This window comes from Azoarcus sp. Soil_N_20 (assembly GCF_057656155.1).
Genome location: NZ_JBDGKX010000015.1, coordinates 23837 through 41365 on the forward strand (window position 1 = coordinate 23837; position 17529 = coordinate 41365).

Annotated in this window: 20 protein-coding genes; 14 read left to right on the forward strand and 6 right to left on the reverse strand. The window is 65.5% G+C overall.

All coding sequences use genetic code 11. From position 1 onward, the window contains the following. Positions 1-55: 55 nt before the first annotated feature. The 14 genes from cydB (at position 56) to fliR (ending at position 10899) form a co-directional block, all read left to right on the forward strand. Positions 56-1198 carry a cytochrome d ubiquinol oxidase subunit II gene (gene cydB, locus AC3A35_RS22640; protein ID WP_487438692.1) on the forward strand — a complete coding sequence of 381 codons (1143 nt, stop codon included), beginning with the start codon at positions 56-58 and terminating at the stop codon, positions 1196-1198. A 23-nt stretch (positions 1199-1221) separates the two neighbouring features. Next, entirely contained in the window at positions 1222-1386 is a 165-nt protein-coding gene (gene cydX / locus AC3A35_RS22645; protein WP_487438693.1) for a cytochrome bd-I oxidase subunit CydX, read from the forward strand. Next, positions 1361-1672, forward strand: coding sequence for a cyd operon YbgE family protein (locus AC3A35_RS22650; protein ID WP_487438694.1), 312 nt, complete (start codon positions 1361-1363; stop codon positions 1670-1672). Before cydX ends, AC3A35_RS22650 begins: the two co-directional genes overlap by 26 nt. A gap of 46 nt (positions 1673-1718) precedes the next feature. Beyond that, a complete protein-coding gene (locus AC3A35_RS22655) occupies positions 1719-2402 on the forward strand; it encodes an MBL fold metallo-hydrolase (RefSeq protein WP_487438695.1) in 684 nt (227 codons plus the stop codon). A gap of 231 nt (positions 2403-2633) precedes the next feature. Beyond that, complete coding sequence (locus AC3A35_RS22660; protein WP_487438696.1) at positions 2634-4454, forward strand: diguanylate cyclase; 1821 nt, start codon at positions 2634-2636, stop codon at positions 4452-4454. 150 nt (positions 4455-4604) lie between these two features. Then, on the forward strand, positions 4605-5057 hold the full coding sequence (fliJ, locus tag AC3A35_RS22665; RefSeq protein ID WP_487438698.1) for a flagellar export protein FliJ: 453 nt from the start codon (positions 4605-4607) through the stop codon (positions 5055-5057). A gap of 61 nt (positions 5058-5118) precedes the next feature. Next, positions 5119-6411, forward strand: coding sequence for a flagellar hook-length control protein FliK (locus tag AC3A35_RS22670; protein WP_487438699.1), 1293 nt, complete (start codon positions 5119-5121; stop codon positions 6409-6411). A 92-nt stretch (positions 6412-6503) separates the two neighbouring features. Further along, entirely contained in the window at positions 6504-7073 is a 570-nt protein-coding gene (locus AC3A35_RS22675) for a flagellar basal body-associated FliL family protein (RefSeq protein WP_487438701.1), read from the forward strand. A 12-nt stretch (positions 7074-7085) separates the two neighbouring features. Beyond that, positions 7086-8096 (forward strand): flagellar motor switch protein FliM, encoded by a 1011-nt coding sequence (gene fliM / locus AC3A35_RS22680; RefSeq protein ID WP_487438702.1) that lies wholly within the window; start codon positions 7086-7088, stop codon positions 8094-8096. Beyond that, positions 8089-8562: a flagellar motor switch protein FliN gene (gene fliN / locus AC3A35_RS22685; protein ID WP_487438703.1), complete on the forward strand. Its 474-nt coding sequence runs from the start codon at positions 8089-8091 to the stop codon at positions 8560-8562. Before fliM ends, fliN begins: the two co-directional genes overlap by 8 nt. Before the next feature lie 73 nt (positions 8563-8635). Continuing rightward, the gene (gene fliO / locus AC3A35_RS22690; RefSeq protein ID WP_487438704.1) at positions 8636-9070 is read left to right on the forward strand and encodes a flagellar biosynthetic protein FliO; all 435 of its coding nucleotides are present in this window, start codon (positions 8636-8638) and stop codon (positions 9068-9070) included. After that, the gene (fliP, locus tag AC3A35_RS22695) at positions 9057-9809 is read left to right on the forward strand and encodes a flagellar type III secretion system pore protein FliP (RefSeq protein WP_487438705.1); all 753 of its coding nucleotides are present in this window, start codon (positions 9057-9059) and stop codon (positions 9807-9809) included. The genes fliO and fliP overlap by 14 nt, the downstream gene beginning before the upstream one ends. Positions 9810-9819: 10 nt before the next feature. Beyond that, a complete protein-coding gene (gene fliQ, locus AC3A35_RS22700; protein ID WP_487438707.1) occupies positions 9820-10089 on the forward strand; it encodes a flagellar biosynthesis protein FliQ in 270 nt (89 codons plus the stop codon). Positions 10090-10104: 15 nt separating this feature from the next. Beyond that, positions 10105-10899: a flagellar biosynthetic protein FliR gene (gene fliR, locus AC3A35_RS22705; protein WP_487438708.1), complete on the forward strand. Its 795-nt coding sequence runs from the start codon at positions 10105-10107 to the stop codon at positions 10897-10899. Between the two features lie 15 nt (positions 10900-10914). Here the strand turns inward: fliR and AC3A35_RS22710 are convergent, their stop codons facing one another. From AC3A35_RS22710 to AC3A35_RS22735, 6 genes are all read right to left on the reverse strand, one after another. After that, entirely contained in the window at positions 10915-11364 is a 450-nt protein-coding gene (locus AC3A35_RS22710; RefSeq protein ID WP_487438710.1) for a hypothetical protein, read from the reverse strand. An 8-nt stretch (positions 11365-11372) separates the two neighbouring features. After that, a complete protein-coding gene (flgL, locus tag AC3A35_RS22715) occupies positions 11373-12563 on the reverse strand; it encodes a flagellar hook-associated protein FlgL (RefSeq protein ID WP_487438712.1) in 1191 nt (396 codons plus the stop codon). Between the two features lie 15 nt (positions 12564-12578). Next, positions 12579-14549: a flagellar hook-associated protein FlgK gene (flgK, locus tag AC3A35_RS22720; RefSeq protein WP_487438714.1), complete on the reverse strand. Its 1971-nt coding sequence runs from the start codon at positions 14547-14549 to the stop codon at positions 12579-12581. An 82-nt stretch (positions 14550-14631) separates the two neighbouring features. Then, complete coding sequence (gene flgJ / locus AC3A35_RS22725) at positions 14632-15711, reverse strand: flagellar assembly peptidoglycan hydrolase FlgJ (protein WP_487438716.1); 1080 nt, start codon at positions 15709-15711, stop codon at positions 14632-14634. 8 nt (positions 15712-15719) lie between these two features. After that, entirely contained in the window at positions 15720-16808 is a 1089-nt protein-coding gene (locus AC3A35_RS22730) for a flagellar basal body P-ring protein FlgI (RefSeq protein ID WP_487438814.1), read from the reverse strand. Positions 16809-16852: 44 nt separating this feature from the next. Beyond that, complete coding sequence (locus tag AC3A35_RS22735; RefSeq protein WP_487438717.1) at positions 16853-17527, reverse strand: flagellar basal body L-ring protein FlgH; 675 nt, start codon at positions 17525-17527, stop codon at positions 16853-16855. Between the last annotated feature and the right edge of the window lie 2 nt (positions 17528-17529).

The following is a 17529-nucleotide window of genomic DNA, read 5'->3' on the forward strand; positions in this document are numbered from 1 at the left end:
GCGCCCCGCCATCGGTAACCTTTTCACACGTGTCCGAACACAAGGATTCACGATCATGATCCTCGACTATCCGACCCTGAAATTCATCTGGTGGCTGCTGGTGGGTGTGCTGCTCGTCGGCTTTGCCATCATGGACGGCCACGACATGGGGGTGGGCACGCTGCTGCCCTTCGTCGGCAAGAACGATGAGGAACGGCGCGTCGTCATCAACACCGTCGGCCCGCACTGGGACGGCAATCAGGTGTGGTTCATCACCGGTGGCGGCGCCATCTTTGCCGCCTGGCCGCTGGTCTATGCCACCGCCTTTTCCGGCTTCTACTGGGCCATGCTCGCCGTGCTGTGGGCATTGTTCTTCCGCCCGGTGGGCTTCGACTACCGCAGCAAGATCAACAACCCGATCTGGCGCAGCACCTGGGACTGGGGCCTGTTCATCGGGGGCGCGGTGCCGCCGCTGATCTTCGGCGTCGCGTTCGGCAACCTGCTGCAGGGGGTGCCCTTCCACTTCGACGACAACCTGGCCTCGTACTACACCGGGTCGTTCTGGGGCCTGCTCAATCCGTTCGCGCTGCTCGCCGGCGTGGTGAGCACAGCGATGATCACCTTCCACGGCGCGGTCTACCTCGCCCATCGCACCGAGGGCGACATCCAGCGTCGTGCCACCCGCGCCGCGCTGATTTTCGGCGTGCTGATGCTGGCCGGCCTCACCGCAGCCGGGGTGTGGATCGCCAACGGCAGCTTCGGCTACGCGATCAGCTCGGTGATCGACCCCTACGCGCAGCCCAACCCGCTGTCCAAGACGGTCATCCTGCAGCCCGGGGCCTGGCTGGCGAATTACCGCAGCGCGCCGGCAACGATGATCGTTCCGGCACTCGCCTACCTCGGCGGCAGCCTCGCCCTGGTGCTGGTGGCGAAGGGACGCACGCTCGCCGCCTTCGTCGCGTCGTCGATTGCCATCATCGGCGTGATCGGCACCGCGGGAGTATCCATGTTCCCCTTCGTGATGCCGTCGTCGACCATGCCGGGCGCCAGCCTCACGGTGTGGGACAGCGTTTCCAGCCATCGCACCCTCGGCATCATGTTGTGGGCGACGCTGATCTTCATGCCGCTCATCATTGCCTACACCAGCTGGGCCTACAAGGTGATGGCCGGCAAAGTCACCGCCGCCTACATCCGCGAGAACGAGCACTCGGCCTACTAGGCCGGCAACGCAAGGAGAACACCATGTGGTATTTCGCCTGGGTACTGGGCATCGGATTCGCGGTGCTGCTGGCCATTCTCAACACCCTGTGGGGCGACCATGAAGAAGCCCGCGCACAGATCGGTCGGGGGCCGGCCGACGAGCACCCGACGGAGGCCGGACATGAGCACGAATCGCGCGGACACTGAGCTCGGGCCGACCGGCGCGGCGCCGCGGCACGACGGCCGGGTCCGGACACTGCCGCTGGCAGTGGCGATCCTCATCATGATCGGCGTCACCGTCTGGCCGGGCGCATTGGCCGCGGCCGACGGACGTGCAGACCACTGGGCGGCGATGGCGCTGTTCTGGTCGATGAGCGCGGGCTTCATCGCCGGCGTCGGCTTCCGGCCCGCACTGAGGCTGTGGCGCTGGCTTTTCTCGCCCGCGGCCTGCGTCGTCGGCATTGGCCTGGCCGGGCTCCGACTGCTCACTTGAACGCGGCCCCGCCAAGGCCGCCCCCTTCAACCTTCCCGGGAACGACATGTACTTCAGACTTATCGAGCACGCCAGGGATGGCGCACTCGGGTACCTGCTCGGCGACCTCGACGAACGAGAGGCCGTCGTCGTCGATCCTCCAGCGGATCAGACCGATCTCGTTCGCGCCCTGCTCGACGAGCGCGACCTGCGTCTGCGCTACATACTGCGCACCCACATCCACCATCCGGACCGGGCCGACTCCGCGGCACTTTGCGAAATCACCGGCGCCCACACCGCGGTGGGCGAACATGCCCCTCCTTGCAGTCTGCCGCCATCGAGATGCAAGCGGCTCGTTCATGGCGACACGCTGGTATTCGGCAACGAGCTGGTCCGCGTCCTGTTCACCCCCGGACACACGTCGGGATGCGTCAGCTATCTGTGGCGAGACCGTCTGTTCTGCGGCGATGTCTTCGACGTCGGCAGTTGCGTAACCGGCAATCAGGAGGCCGATGCCGGGCTGCTGTTCGACAGTCTGACCCGGCGCATCCTGCACCTCCCGGACGAAACGCTGGTCTTTCCCGCACACGGGCTTCACGGGCGAACGGTCAGCACCATGTCGGAGCAGCGCAAACGCCTGGTGCAGTTGAGCGAACGCTCGCGCGAGGCCTTCGTGACCGAAATGGCCTTCAAACGCCTCACCCGCCCCACGCTCGACGAGCTCTTCACCCCCACACGCGACGACGGGTGATCCGGGCCGAGTTCCGGCACCAGGTCAGGGCATCGTCATTCGGAACCGGAATTCGGCCACCCGCACTGGAGGGTGTCGCCTTGCGGTGCCGGGAAGCGGGACCCGATCAGGCGCATGGGCGGATCCCTTTTGTGGTGGATAACGGCAGGGTACGGAGGCATAATCGGCCACGCGCTACCTTGCACGATCTGCCTGGGGTCCGCCCCCGCCGTTACCACCCGGATTCAGCGAATGACCCAACCGCCTGCCATGCCTGTTCCCCCGAAAGCTGCGGATGCGGAGCCCCGCAGTCAGGGCAAGACTACCGGCGGAGATGGCACTTCCCCCTCGGAGATCGCACGGGAGACCCTGCGCCAGCTTGCGATCCGGCGGGTGCCGCCCACGCCGGACAACTACCGCGATCTCTACGCCCAGATCTCCGGCATTGTTGCGGAAGATGCCTTCCCCGCCCGCACCCTCAAGGCGATTGCCGGGGCACTTCCCCGCTCCTCGCCGGAAGCCCTGCGCGTTGCACGTCTGTTCGAGAAAGGGGTGGCGAGCGGTCAGTGGCCGGCGCTGCGACAGGCGATCCTGGCCATCTGCGAAACCCAGGGGTCCGGTCAGAAGCAGTGGGCGACACTGATCAGGGAACTCGTTGCCCAGCTCGAACGCCACCACGGCAATCTCACCCAGGCACGAAAGCGTGACGCGCTCAACCACGTTCTGTCCGGCAGTGCGGATCCCGACCAGCTCTATCTGCGCCTCGGTGCGCTGGTGCGCAGCTGGGGGCACAACCCCGAGGACGACGACATCCCCGTCGCCGCGACGACCGAGATCGTCGTGGGTGAACGCGGCGAGCGCCACGAGCACGGGACCGGCAGCCCGCTCGGGCCCCTGCTCGCGAACCTGCTGACGCGGGGCGTCATTCCGTTTGCCGAGGGCGACGAGGTGCTGGCCGCGGCCGCACGCGAGTTGTCGAGCGCGGTCCTGCGTGCCCCCGGAAGCGAAGAACTCGCATCGATCGGCGGGCGCTTCGACCAGCTGATCGCGCGCATGGAGTGGATCGGCGAAGAACATCGGGCGGTTCGCCAGGCCTTGCTGAACCTGCTTCGGCTGATCATCGACAACATCCGCGAACTGGTGATCGACGACAGCTGGCTGCATGGGCAGCTTTCGGTGATTTCCGAGGCCTTCAGCGGTGTGCTCGACATTCGCCTGCTCGACGAAGTCGAGCACCGTCTGCGCGACGTGATCGAAAAACAGAGTCACCTGAAGCGTCAGCTGTCCGACGCCCAGCAACGGCTCAAATCCATGCTCGCCGGCTTCATCGACCGGCTATCGGACTTTTCCGCGGTTACCGGCGACTATCAGGAGGTGCTCGGCAAGGGGGCACTGCGCATCAGCAAGGCGCAAAGCATCGAAGAGCTTTCCGACGTGGTCGAAGAGATCCTGCGCGAAACCCACAACACGCGCGAATCGGCCAAACGATCCGGCAAGGAGCTGTCCCAGTTGCGCGAGGAGGTCGAATCCGCCAATCAGCGCATCCTGCGGCTGCAGCGCGAGCTTGACGAAACCAGCGAACTCGTCCGCCATGATCCGCTCACCGGTGCGCTCAACCGCAAAGGCCTGGATGAAGCGCTCGCGCGCGAAATTTCGCGCATGCGACGTCTCGGGACCGCGCTGTCCATCGCCCTGCTCGACATCGACAACTTCAAGCAGATCAACGATGCGCATGGCCATGTGGTGGGCGACGATGCCTTGCGCCATCTGGCAGCCATCGTGCGCGAAACCCTGCGCCCCCAGGATGCGGTCGCCCGCTACGGCGGCGAGGAGTTTCTCATTCTGCTGCCCGACACCGACCTCGATCAGGCCAACGCCATCCTGGTACGTCTGCAGCGCGAACTCACCCGCCGCTTCTTCCTCGCCAACACCGAGCGTCTGCTGATCACCTTCAGTGCCGGCATTGCACGCCTCGGCAGCGACGAGGATCCGCTGATCGCCATCGACCGCGCGGACAAGGCGATGTACACCGCGAAGCGCGCCGGCAAGAACCGGGTACTTAACGCTGTCTGATCGACGCCGCCTGATCGACGCTACGGAGTCCCGTCGGCGGCGGCCTGCCCGTCGTCGTTGCCGGCCGCACCCCGGATTCGTCCATGCCGGATCGATCACGGCGCTCAGGCGTCGGGTACAATGCACGCGTCCCGTTACCGCATAAACACAATGACCGGGAAATTTCTCCTCCAGCCCCTGCTCGACCTTGCCAACACCCGCATGGACGAAGCCGCGCGCCGGCTCGGCGAGTTGATCGCGTCCGAAAAGAGCAGCCAGCAGAAGCTGGAAATGCTCCAACGCTACCGCACCGAATACAGCGAGCGCTTCATCGAGGCGACCAGAGCAGGTATCGGTCCCGACGCGATGCGCAACTTCAGTGCGTTCATCGGACGCATCGACGACGCCATCGCCGCCCAGCTGCGAGTGGTGGAGCAGTCGCAGCAGTACATCAGCCAGGGACAGCAAGTCTGGATGGCCCAGCGCAGCAAGGTCAGGGCATTCGATACGCTGTCGCAGCGGCATCAGCACGAACAGGCAAAGGCCGAATCGCGCCTGGAGCAACGTACGACCGACGAGCACGCGGCCCGGCAACATCGCGACAAAGGGACAGACCCGACCTGAAGGGCCGAACTGGCACGCAGCTTGCTGCTCCCTGGTGAGATCCGCTCAAGAGGGCAACACGATGGCATCCCCAGTCGCATCCAGCTCACCCGCCCTGGCTTTCATGAACACGACCGGCGGTTTCGGCACCGACACCGGCAAGGCACGGGAAACGATGGCGGACAACAGTTTCTCCGACGTGTTGCGCGGACAGCTGCGCACCGGCTCGACCCCGGTACCGGCCCGCGTCGACGCCACGACCGCTGCCCGCACCCCGGAACGCCCTGCTGACGCACCCGCTGCGCGCCAGCCGGAGCGCGCCCCCGACCGCGGAAATCCGCGCAAGACGGCTGCCCCGGAGCGTCCCCACCCTGACCGCGAGGCGCACGCATCGGCGCCTTCGACGGCGGCGGCGGAAAAGGACGCGGCCGCGGTCGCCAAACCACAGGCCGGCGACAAGGAGAAGCAGACTGCGGCCAGCGAGGGCACCGATCCCGATCCCGAATCGGCAGCCGCCGAGTCGGCCGTTGCCGATGTCGCAGCGGCAAACGACCTTGCCGGCCTGCCGGCAGCGATTGCCGCCTTGCTCCCCGGCCTTGCCGTGAAGCAAGGACCCGTCACCGGCGATCATGGCATCCCCGACGGGAGCGCCGAAGACACCGACGGGATCGATCTCAGCGCGGAAATGGGCCTGACGGGTGACACTCGGGACAAATCGCTTCAGAATCCCGCCGGAGCCAGATCGAAGCTTGCTCCGAACCCGGGTTTGGCCGGCCCTCAGGCACAGGCCATCACCGTGCTGCAGGCAAAGGCGGAACTGTCGTCCGGATTTGCCGAACGCGCAGCCTCCGCGCTGCAGGCGGTCGCGGGCGAAGCGCCGGTCGGCGCGCAAGGGTCGGTCATGCATGCACTTCGTCATCCCGGGCAGCTACCGGCAACGACACCGCAGCTTCCGGTCGCCACCCCGGCGGGACAAAGCGGATGGGCCAACGAGGTCGGCAACCGGGTGATGTGGATGGTCGGCCGTGCCGAGAGCAAGGCGGAGCTGGTGCTGACCCCACCCAATCTGGGCAAGGTGGAGGTTTCGATCAACTTGAATGGCGACCAGACCACGGCCCAGTTCGTTGCCGCAACACAGGTCGCCCGCGACGCACTCGAGCAGGCCATGCCACGCCTGCGTGAACTGCTGGCCCAATCCGGTATCAGCCTGGGTCAGACCGGCGTGAGCACGTCGGGAGAACAGCAGGCGTCGGGCGACGGTCACACGCGTGGCGGCGGCCGCGGAACCGATGGCAGCGGCATCGAAACGGGTGAGGCCGGCGTGGCCGCACCTTGGGCAAGACAAACTGAAGGGCTGGTCGATACCTTCGCCTGAAGCGTATGAATTAGGGCCACTCTGCCCCACTTTTCCGCGCTTGGACGAGGTGACAATCAGCCATAATCCAAGCGTAGGAAAAGGAGATTTTGATGGCGAAAGCCCCAGCGAAGCCGGAAGCACCCGCAGCCGATGCGCCCCCCAGGAAGGGCGGAAAGATGTTGATGATCATCATCATCGCGGTGCTGGTGCTACTGATCATCGTTGCCGGAGCGATCGGCGCACTGGTGCTGATGAAAAAGGGCGGTGGCGACGCGGCCGACAAAGAGCACGCCGGAGCCGCGGCAGCCATGCCGTCGACCGCCGTGGACCTGAGCAAGCCGCCCATTTTTGCCGTACTCGATCCGTTCACCGTCAATCTGCGCCGCGAAGAGGGCGACCACTACCTGCAGGCCGCCATTGCGCTACGCGTGGCCGACCAGAAGACTGCCGATGCGCTGAAGGGCTTCATGCCCGAGATCCGTCACCGCATCAACCTGCTGCTGTCGAGCAAGCTGCCGTCGGAGGTCCAGACGATCGAGGGCCGTGAGGGCCTGGCAAACGAGATCCTCGACTCGGTCAACGAGTCCCTGGGTTTCCCGCGTCCGCCGCCAGGCGCGCGCGGGCAGGCCGCAGCACCCCCGATCCAGTCGGTGCTGTTCAACTCGTTCATCATCCAGTAACGAGGAAAGGCGATGTCTTCGGACTTTCTCTCCCAGGAAGAAGTTGACGCCCTGCTCCGCGGCGTCAGCGGGGAGTCCGACGAGCCGGTCGCCGAGGAAGTCGATGACGGGGGCGTGCGCCCCTACAACATGGCCACCCAGGAGCGCATCGTGCGTGGGCGCATGCCCACCATGGAGCTCATCAACGAGCGCTTCGCGCGTTACCTGCGGATCGGCCTGTTCAACTACATGCACCGCAATGCCGAGGTATCGGTGGGTCCGATCCGGGTGCAGAAGTATGCCGAATTCGTGCGCAACCTCGTGGTGCCGACCAACCTGAATCTGGTGGTCGCAAAGCCGCTGCGCGGCACCGGACTGGTCGTGTTCGACCCCAATCTGGTGTTTCTGGTGGTCGACAACATGTTCGGCGGCGACGGGCGATTTCATACCCGCATCGAAGGCCGCGACTTCACGCCCACCGAGCAGCGCATCATCCAGGGCATGCTCAATGTGGTGTTCACCGAGTACAGCAAGGCCTGGGCGCCGGTATTCAAGATCGACCTCGAGTACGTGCGTTCGGAGATGAATTCGCAGTTCGCCAACATTGCCACCCCGTCCGAGATCGTGGTGGCGACCAGCTTCTCGCTCGAGCTCGGCGGAGCGCAGGCAGAGATGCATTTCTGCTTCCCGTACTCGATGCTGGAGCCGATCCGCGAGATGCTCTACTCGACGATGCAGAGCGACCACCTGACCCAGGACCGGCGCTGGGTGAACCTGCTGTCGCGCCAGCTGCAGACCGCCGAGGTCGAGCTGACCTGCAACCTCGGCATGGCCAAGGTCACCCTGCGCGATATCGTCAATATGCGGGTCGGCGACGTGATTCCGCTCAATGTGCCGGAGCAGTTGCAGGCCGAGGTCGATGGCGTGCCCATCATCGCCTGTCGCTACGGCATCCAGGGCGGCCAGTATGCCGTCAAGATAGAACGTTTTCTCGGCGCCGACGAGCCGGAAGCCAACAAGACAGCGGGAGACCAGCATGGCTGACGAAACAGACAACCAGATCACCGAAGACGACTGGGCCGCGGCGATGCAGGAACAGGCCGCGACCGAGGCCGGCGCAGACAGCGAATCGGCCCAGGTGGCAGCCGACCTTGCCGCAGCGGCGATGGGTGAATCGCCCTACCAGGCCAAGCCCGCCAGCCAGCTGTTCGAGGATTTCGGCTCGACCGGTGCGAAGCCGGGAGCGCTCAACGACTTCGACATGATCCTGGACATTCCGGTGCAGCTCACCGTCGAACTGGGCCGCACCAAGCTGTCGATCCGCAATCTGCTGCAGCTCGCACACGGCTCGGTGGTCGAGCTCGACGGTCTGGCGGGCGAGCCGATGGATGTGCTGGTCAATGGCACCCTGATCGCCCAGGGCGAAGTGGTGGTGGTGAATGACAAGTTCGGGATCCGGCTCACCGACATCATCACGCCCGCCGAGCGCATGCGCAAGATTCGCCATTGAGCCCGTCGCCAGCCCCCGGAACGAAGCCCCGTGAAGGGCGCCGTTCCGCCCCCAATCCGACCATCACGACGCAGTGAAACCCGCCCCTATCCTGTTTCTGGCGCTCATTGCGCCCGCCCTCGCCGCCGCGGCCGAACCCGCGGCCCTGCCCGCGACCGATCTTGCCGGCAACCTGGGCAAGATGCTGTTCGGCCTGGTCGTCGTCATCGCGCTGCTGGTTGCCTGCCTGTGGCTCATCAAGCGCCTTTCCGCACCGCACAGCGGCGCCGGGGCGGTCAAGGTGCTGGGCGCCACCGCAGTGGGTCCGCGCGAACGGGTCGTACTGATCGAGGTCGGCCCCACGGTGCTGGTGCTTGGGGTCGCTCCGGGCACCGTGCGCACGTTGCATGTCATGGACGCAAGCGACTTTCCTGCTGCCGCAACGCCGGCAGGAGGCGCCACACCCGGAACGAACGACTTCTCCGGCTGGCTCCGGAAATCCCTGGAGCGCCGCCATGACGGGTCGTGAAACCGTGCTGCGCAGTTTGCTCGCCGCCACCCTGCTCATGGCGCCGGCGCTCGCCGTCGCCCAGGCGCTGCCGGCACTGACCACCGGTCCGGCCGCCAACGGCGGTACGACCTACAGCCTCACCATCCAGACCCTGCTGCTGCTGACCCTGCTCAGCTTCATCCCGGCGATGGTGCTGATGATGACCAGTTTCACCCGGATCATCATCGTATTCTCGCTGCTGCGCCAGGCCATGGGCACCCAGACCTCGCCCCCCAACCAGGTGCTGCTCGGGCTGGCACTGTTCCTGACCTTCTTCATCATGGCCCCGGTCGCCGACCGGATCTATGCCGAGGCCTACCTACCCATGTCGGAAGGCACGATCGGCTTCGAACAGGCGCTCGAGCGTGCCGCCGTGCCGGTCAAGACCTTCATGCTCAAGCAGGTCCGCGAGCCCGACCTGAGCCTGTTCTCCGGTCTGGCCAAAGTGGCGCCGGTGGCAAAGGCCGAAGACCTGCCGATGCGGGTGGTGATCCCGGCCTTTGTCACCTCGGAGTTGAAAACCGCGTTCCAGATCGGCTTCATCATCTTCATCCCCTTCATCATCATCGACATGGTGGTCGCCTCGGTACTGATGTCCATGGGCATGATGATGATGTCGCCGGTGATCGTCTCGCTGCCGTTCAAGATCATGCTGTTCGTGCTGGTCGATGGCTGGACCCTGCTGATCGGCTCGCTGGTGCAGAGTTTCGCCGTCTAGGAGCATCGCCATGACCCCTACCGCAGTCATCGATCTGGGCCGTCAGGCGATTGAAGTGACGCTGCTGATCTCCGCCCCGCTTTTTCTTGCTGCGCTGGTAACCGGCCTGGTGATCAGCATCTTCCAGGCGGCAACCCAGATCAACGAAATGACGCTGTCTTTCGTCCCCAAGCTGATCGCGATCTTCGTCACCCTGGTACTGGCCGGTCCGTGGATGATCACCCTCCTGACCGACTTCATGCGGCGGCTGTTCGAATCGATCCCGACCATGATCGGCTGAGCACGCACCCGCCCGATGCTGAGCGTCACCTCGGCCCAACTCGATGCCTGGCTTGCCGCCCTGATGTTCCCGCTGGCGCGGCTCCTCGGCCTGTTTGCGAGCGCCCCGATCTTCTCCAACCGCGGCGTCTCGGTCAGGGTGCGGCTGGCGATCGGCCTTGGCATCGGCATCGCCCTGCTGCCGGTCATGCCCCCCATGCCCGCGGTGGCCCCGGGTTCCGGCATCGGCCTGATGATCATGGTGCAGCAGATGTTCATCGGCGTTGCGATCGGTTTCATGATGCGGCTGGTGTTTGCCGCGGTCGACATGGCCGGTTCGCTGATCGGGATGCAGATGGGCCTGTCCTTCGCACTTTTCTTCGATCCCGATTCGGGTGGCCAGACCGCCGTGATGTCCGACTTCCTCAGCCTGGTCGCCACCCTGCTCTTTCTCGCCCTCAACGGGCATCTGATTCTGATCGACCTGCTGGTGCGCAGCTTCGAGTGGCTGCCGATCGGTACCGCGGTGATCAATGCCGATGGCTGGGGCTACATCGCGCGCGCCGGCGCCGCGGTGTTCGCCACCGGACTGCTGCTGGCACTGCCGGTGATCGCCGTGCTGCTGGTGGCCAACATCGCGCTGGGCATCCTCACCCGCGCCGCGCCGCAACTGAACCTGTTCGCGATCGGCTTCCCGATCACACTGGCGATGGGCTTCTTCGCGCTGCTGCTGATCATGACCAACTTCGGACCGGTGGTGCAAAGCCTGTTCGAACGCGGCTTCGATGCGATCCCGTCGATGCTCGAGGCGCTGGCGCCGACCGGATCCTGAGCCGCCGACGGCGTCCTAGAGTTCGGGAAACTGGCGCGAGCGCACCAGCCGGATCTCGCCGCTCGCGACCCTGCGGGCAAACGGGCGCGAAGAATCCATCCCTTCTTCGTAGCGCACGATGTCGAAACCGGCATAACCCTTGTCGAGTGCGAGCCGACGGGCGTTGCGCACGAAGGTTTGCCGCGCCTCGCCCTCGCCGCCGGTCACCAGGCGCTTCATGGTCAGGTCCAGCTGCCGCAGATCCGGTTCGAGCTCGGTGACCTGGATGTTCCAGGTGGGCGCAAAAGGATCGTAGATCGCATAGGCGATCAAGGCTCCCGCTGTGTACTCGGCACCGGTGTAGCCCGCATCGTCGGCGGTCATGACCCCGCCCACCGCACCGGCAACGGTGGCGCCGTAATCCTGCAAGGTGGAACACGCGCTCAGGGTCAGGGCGCAAGCGAGCGTCAGCAGCGACTTGGTCATGGCGCCACTCACTGCAGGAAGTTGAACAGGGACAGGCCGGTGATGCGCAGGAAGGACTGCTGCGCCGCCTGCAGGTAGGTCTGCTGTTGGGTGAGGTTGGAGATCGCCTCCGCATAATCGACATCCTGCAGACGGGACAGCGTGCTCGCGTACTGAATGTCGAGGTCGCTGCCGATGCTCTGCAGCTGTTCGACTTCGACCATCTGCGAACCGATCTGCGCCCGCACCCTCAGGATGTTGTCCAGGCCGTGATCGATGTTCTCGAGCGCAAACGCAACGCCGCTGGCGGCTCCGCCCGCACCCGGCTTCTCGAGCGCGTCGATGAACAGGGCGAAGTTCTCGAACACGTTCTTCGACGCCACGAACACCTCGAACTCGTCGCCCGCGGCCGGCGTGCCGGAAACGGCAACCTCGAGGCCGTTGAAACTCAAGGTCGGACCGCTCAGTCCGGTCGCCACCGTCACCGGGTCAGGATTGCCGGGCTGATACTCGATCACATCGTAATCGGTGCCGTCGAAGCTGATGTCATAGCGCCTGCCGGTGTTCGCGGGCAGTGGCTGAGCCGGGTTGTAGGTGATCGACAGCGCACCGGTTCCGGTATTTTGCGTACCCGCAAAACCATCGAGCGAACCCGCCAGGGTGCGGGTGTTCTCGAACACCTCCGATCCGGACAGACTGACCGCCATGAAGCGCGACGCCGAGACCTGCATCGTGCGGGAGCCCTGATCGCCCTGATAGCTCACACCGGCAATATTGCCCTCGAAGGGCTTGGTCTGCGACTTGTAGCCGGCGAAGAGGTATTCGCTGTTGGCATCCTGCGTATTTGCCAGCGCCAGCAGCGCCTCGAACTGGGAACGCATGTCGGTCGCGATATAGCTCAGGTCGGTGCCCGAAAGGGTGCCGTTTCCGGCCTGCACCGCGCGTTCGCGCGCATATTGCAGGATATCGCCGACACCGGTCAGCTTGCCCTCGAGCAGCTTGAGATTGTCGTCCGCATAGTTCTGGTTGGTCTTGAACTGGGTGTTGATCCCGCGTGACTGGGTCAGTTCCAGCGCCCGTGCCGAGGCAATCGGATCGTCTGCCGGGGTGAGCACTCGCCGGCCGGTGGCTACCTGCTGCCCGGTATGGAGCAGACTCGTCATTTGCTGCTGGATTGCAGCCGTGCCCTTGTCATAGATCATGTTGGTCGAGATACGCATGATCGTCTCCTCGTATTAACGGCCGAACGACAGGACTTCGTCGAACAGGCGCTGCGCCACCGACATCACTCGGCCTGCAGCCTGATAGGCTTGCTGGTAGCGGACCAGATTGGCCGCCTCCTCGTCCAGATTGACCCCGGACAGCGAATCCCGGGCGTCGGTGGCTTGGGTCAGCAAGGACTCCTGGGTCGCTTCATTGACCTGAACCTCGCGGGTTTTGTTACCGATGGAACTGACCATCTGGGTGTAGGCGTTACCCAGCGTCGCGGTCGCCGCCGTCGCCGCGCCGGTTCCGGCGTTGAACAGCAGCTTGGCCGTCTGCAGTGCGCCGAGCAGCGAGGCATTGCGATTGTCGGCCACCCCCTTGTCGGTCGGCTGCAGGGTGAAGGTGTCGCCATCGGCGGGACTGCCGGCAACGGTGAACGACAGCTCGAACAGCGCCGGTGCGGTGGTGCCGGTCAGGGTGAAGGTCTTGCCGACACTCTGGGTCGCGGGATCGAAGGCGTTGTCGGGGCTCAGCGTGAAGCCGGCCGGCACCGCGAAGGTGTTGGTGCTGCTGTCGAAACTGAGCGTGATCGGCGCGAAATCGGGCACCGTGCCCGGCGCCGTCACCATGCCGCTGGTGTCCGCAATGACGATGTTCTCGAGGCGACCGTTGCCGGCGTTGGCAAGCGGCACATTGGCCGACACCGGGTTGCCCGCCGCGACCTTGCGCGTGTCGGCGATTCCCAGCCCGATGTCGCGCGCCATGTAGCGGGTCGGCTGGATCAGCGCAGACTCGCCCGCCGCCAGCGTGATCCCGCTGATGGCCAGGCCGTCGACATTGAATTCCGGCGGCGCGCCGCTCGGGGAAAACACGGCACCGTCGTTCAAGCGGTGCAGCGACAGCGTGCCCGAGGTATTGACCAGCTCGTAGTCGCTGTCGGTCAGGTTGCCGATGTTCTCCGGATCGATCGCCACCGTTGCCGCCCCGCTCGGTTGCACCCGCGGGGCCGACAGCGTAAAGAAATCCTGGCCCAGTGCGCCATCGAGGTCGATGCCCAGTTTGTGCTGCTCGTTGAACGCGGTGGCGAGCGAAAGGGCGATCAGGCCGAGGCGATTCTGCGCCGGATCGAGCGACTCGCTGCGAAACGCCAGCAGGCCGGCAAGCTCACCGCCGGTCAGCAGCTTCTCCGGCAACAGGACCTCGTTGCCATTGGACGCCACCAGCGCAATCGCGGAGCGCTGCGGATCGTTGGGACTCGGCACCGTGGCCAGCTGGCTCACGGTCTGGCCGATCACCAGGCTCTGGCCCGAGCCGATGAACACCGAGACCGACCCGTCGCGCTGGCTCACCGCATTGGTCTTGATCAGCTGGTTGAGTTCGGTGATGAGCTGACCGCGCTGATCGAGCAGATCGTTGGCGGGCACGCCGGCACCGGCGGCCTGGGCGACCGCGATCTGCCGGTTCATCTCGCCGATTGCCCTGGCGTAGGTGTTGATCTGCTCGATCGACGTCGCGATCTCTGTCTCCACACCCTGACGGATTTCGCCGAGTCGGCCATCGATCGTCTGGAAGCGGGTGACGAGCGCCTCGGCACTCGAGATCAGGGCCTGGCGCGCGGCAATGCTGGTCGGATTCGACGCGACTTCCTGCACGCCGCCGAAGAAGCCGTCCATCGCCGTACTCAGGCCCGAACTGGGGTCGCCCAGCAGATTGTTGATCTGGCTGATCTGCGCGTTGTAGGCGGAGTACTCGGCACGCCGGTTGTCGGCCGACATGACCTGCGCTTCGAGGTACTGGTCATAGGAGCGGGTCACCGCAGAAATGCGCGTGCCGTTGCCGAAGAAACCGACCCCGGTGAACATCGGATCCTGTGTGGTCTGGATCACCGTCTGGCGGTGAAAGCCATCGGTGCCGGCATTGGTGATGTTGTGACTGGTGGTCGCCAACTGGCTCTGCGCGGCGTTGAGGCCGGTGAGTCCGATGCTGAGCAAGCCTGCCATGGTGTTCCCCTGATTTGCTAGGTTTTGCGTCTACGTTCGCAAGAACCTTGCCATCGGCCAAATGCCGCTCAAAGCGGCAAAATCAGCCGGCAGGCGCCAGCGCATTGCGCAAGGTGCTGCCGCCGATGATACGGGTGAGCTTGTCGGCATACATCGGATCGGTGGCATAACCGGCCTGCTGCAGGCCCCGGGCGAAGCCGGCCGCGTCGGTCTGTCCGCGCACGCCGGCGTAGCGCGGGTTGCTGCTCATCAGCCGCGCATAGTCGCCGAACGACTCCGCGTAGGAGGCATAGGAGCGGAACCGGGCGTTTTCCCTGTAGGTGCGCTCGCCGGCATGCTCGGTCACCTCGAGCTCGGTGGTGGGCCCGCCCCAGCCGCTGCCGGCCTTGATGTTGAACAGGTTGTAGCTCGGGCTGCCATCGGCATTGCGGAGCTGCTTCTCGCCCCAGCCGGTCTCCAGCGCGGCCTGTGCAACCATGAAGTGCGGCGGGATGCCGGTCTTGCGACTGGCGTCGACCGCATGCGGCCAGACCTCGGCGACGAATTCGCGCGCACGCTGCGACACCGCGCCACCACGCTCTTGCGCACCGCGAATCGCCTCGGCAAGCTTGGCTGCGAGCGCGGCCGATTCGGCGGTGGAAACCCCGGACACCGCCGTGCTGCCTGCCACCGCCCCCGTCCCGCCCAGTTCGCCGAGCAGATCGGCCACGCTGTCGTCCGGGTCGCGGCGACCGGCACCACCCGGCAACAGGGCCTGGGCGGCAGTTATTGCCGTGCGCCGCGGCACATTGTCGAGCGCGAAGCCGGCCCCCTCACCCTGGGCGTTGCCGGCCAGCGCATCGATCGCGCTGGTGGCGCCCTTGCCGCCCCCGATCTGACGGAAGATCACCTCGGACAGGCCAGCCCCCCTGGACTGCGACAGATTCAGCGCCAACTGCTGGTCGAGCAGGCTCTGGTACATCTTGCTCTGCTCGTTGTCCATCAGGCCGTCGGTCGGCGTCGCCTCGCGCATCGACTTCATCACCATCTGCAGGAACAGCGCCTCGAACTGCCGCGCCGCCGCACGCAGGGTCTCGTCCGACTGGCCATCGGTACGGGCGAGCCGCTTCAGATCGCCGAGCGAGTTCGGATCGAAAGCGTTGAGCTGGAAGCCTGCGTTCATGGCTCGCCTCAGATCACCTCGAGCTCGGCGCGCAGGGCGCCGGCCGACTTCATCGCCTGCAGGATACTGATCAGGTCCATCGGGTTGGCGCCGAGCGCATTGAGGGCCTTGACCACGTCGGCGAGGTTGGTGCCGCCACGGATGTTCATCAGCGCCCCGCCTTCCTGATCGATGTTGACCAGTCCCGACTGGGTGATCACCGTCCGCCCGCCGGAGAACGGTGGCGGCTGGCTGACGTCGGTCTGGACATTGACCGTAACGGTGAGGCTGCCGTGTGCCACCGCGCAGTTCTGCAGGGTCACCTTCTGGTTCATCACCACCGAGCCGGTACGCGAATTCACGATCACCTTGGCCGCCTGCTGCATGGGGGTGACTTCGAGGTCTTCGATCCGGCCCAGGAAGGCGACCCGCGCCGAGGTGTCGAGCGGCGCCCGCACCTGGATGCTGCGGCCGTCGAGCGCCACCGCCGTGCCGGGCGCGGCCAGGTTGATCGCGTCCACCACCCGACGCGCGGTGCCGAAGTCGGTGTCCTGCAGCTCGAAGGTCACGTAATCGCCCTGTCCCAGCATCGCCGGCACCGCACGCTCCACCGTGGCGCCGCGAGGAATGCGGCCGGCCGACAGATGATTGATGGTTTGCGCCGCGCCGCCCGCCTGGGCGCCGGCACCGCCCACCACCATGTTGCCCTGGGCTATGGCATAGACCTGACCATCGACGCCCTTGAGCGGGGTCATGACCAGGGTACCGCCGCGCAGGCTCTTGGCATTGCCGATCGACGATACGGTGATGTCGATCGCCTGCCCCGGTCGCGCGAACGGCGGCAGACTTGCCGTCACCATCACCGCGGCGACGTTCTTGAGCTGCAGGTTGGTGCCCGCCGGCAGCGTCACCCCCAGATTGCCGAGCATGTTGATGATGCTCTGCACGGTGAACGGGGTCTGCGTGGTCTGGTCGCCCGAGCCGTCGAGACCGACGACCAAGCCGTAGCCCACGAGCTGGTTGTCCCGCACCCCGGCAATCGAAGTCAGATCCTTGATCCGTTCGGCATGGGCCGGCCCGGCCACAAAGACCGCCGACGCCGCCAGCACGGCACTCAGGGCAGCGATGAAACGGAGGCGTAGGGTGTGCACGGCGAGCCTCGTCAGAACGGCAGGATGGCAACGAAGAAGCGCTGCAACCAGCCCATGGTGTTCGATTCGTCGATGAAGCCGCTGCCGCGGTACTCGATCCGCGCATCGGCCACCTGGGTGGATTGCACCGTATTGGATGCGGTGACGTTATCTTCATTGACCACGCCGGAGAAACGGATGAATTCGTTGCCCTGGTTGATCGCCACCATTTTTTCGCCCGACACCAGCAGATTGCCGTTGGGGAACACGTCGATCACGGTGACCGTGATCGTGCCGTTGAACACGTTGTTGGCGGCTGCAGCGCCCTCGCCGGTGAAGTCGGATTCGACGCCGGCCTCGGCATTGAGGCCATTGAGTCCGGCCAGTGGCAACCTGGCGGTGGCGGTGATCCCGCCGCTCAGGCTCGAGCCGCGGGCCGCAGTGGCATTGGCGCTTTTTTGCGCGTTGTTGCGCTCGACCAGGTTGATCGTGATCGTGTCGCCGATGGAGCGCGCGCGCCGGTCCTCGAACAGCGGTCGGGTCTGCGCCGGCTGGAAGATCGCCCCGGTTGCGGGTACGGCCTGCGCGCGCATCTCGGGCCGGGCCGACATCGGCTGGTGCACGGCAGTCGGCGCGGTCGGATAGATCGACGCACAACCGGACAGCAGGCCGAATGCCAGGAGCGCAAGGAAGGCGATCGGCTTCATGA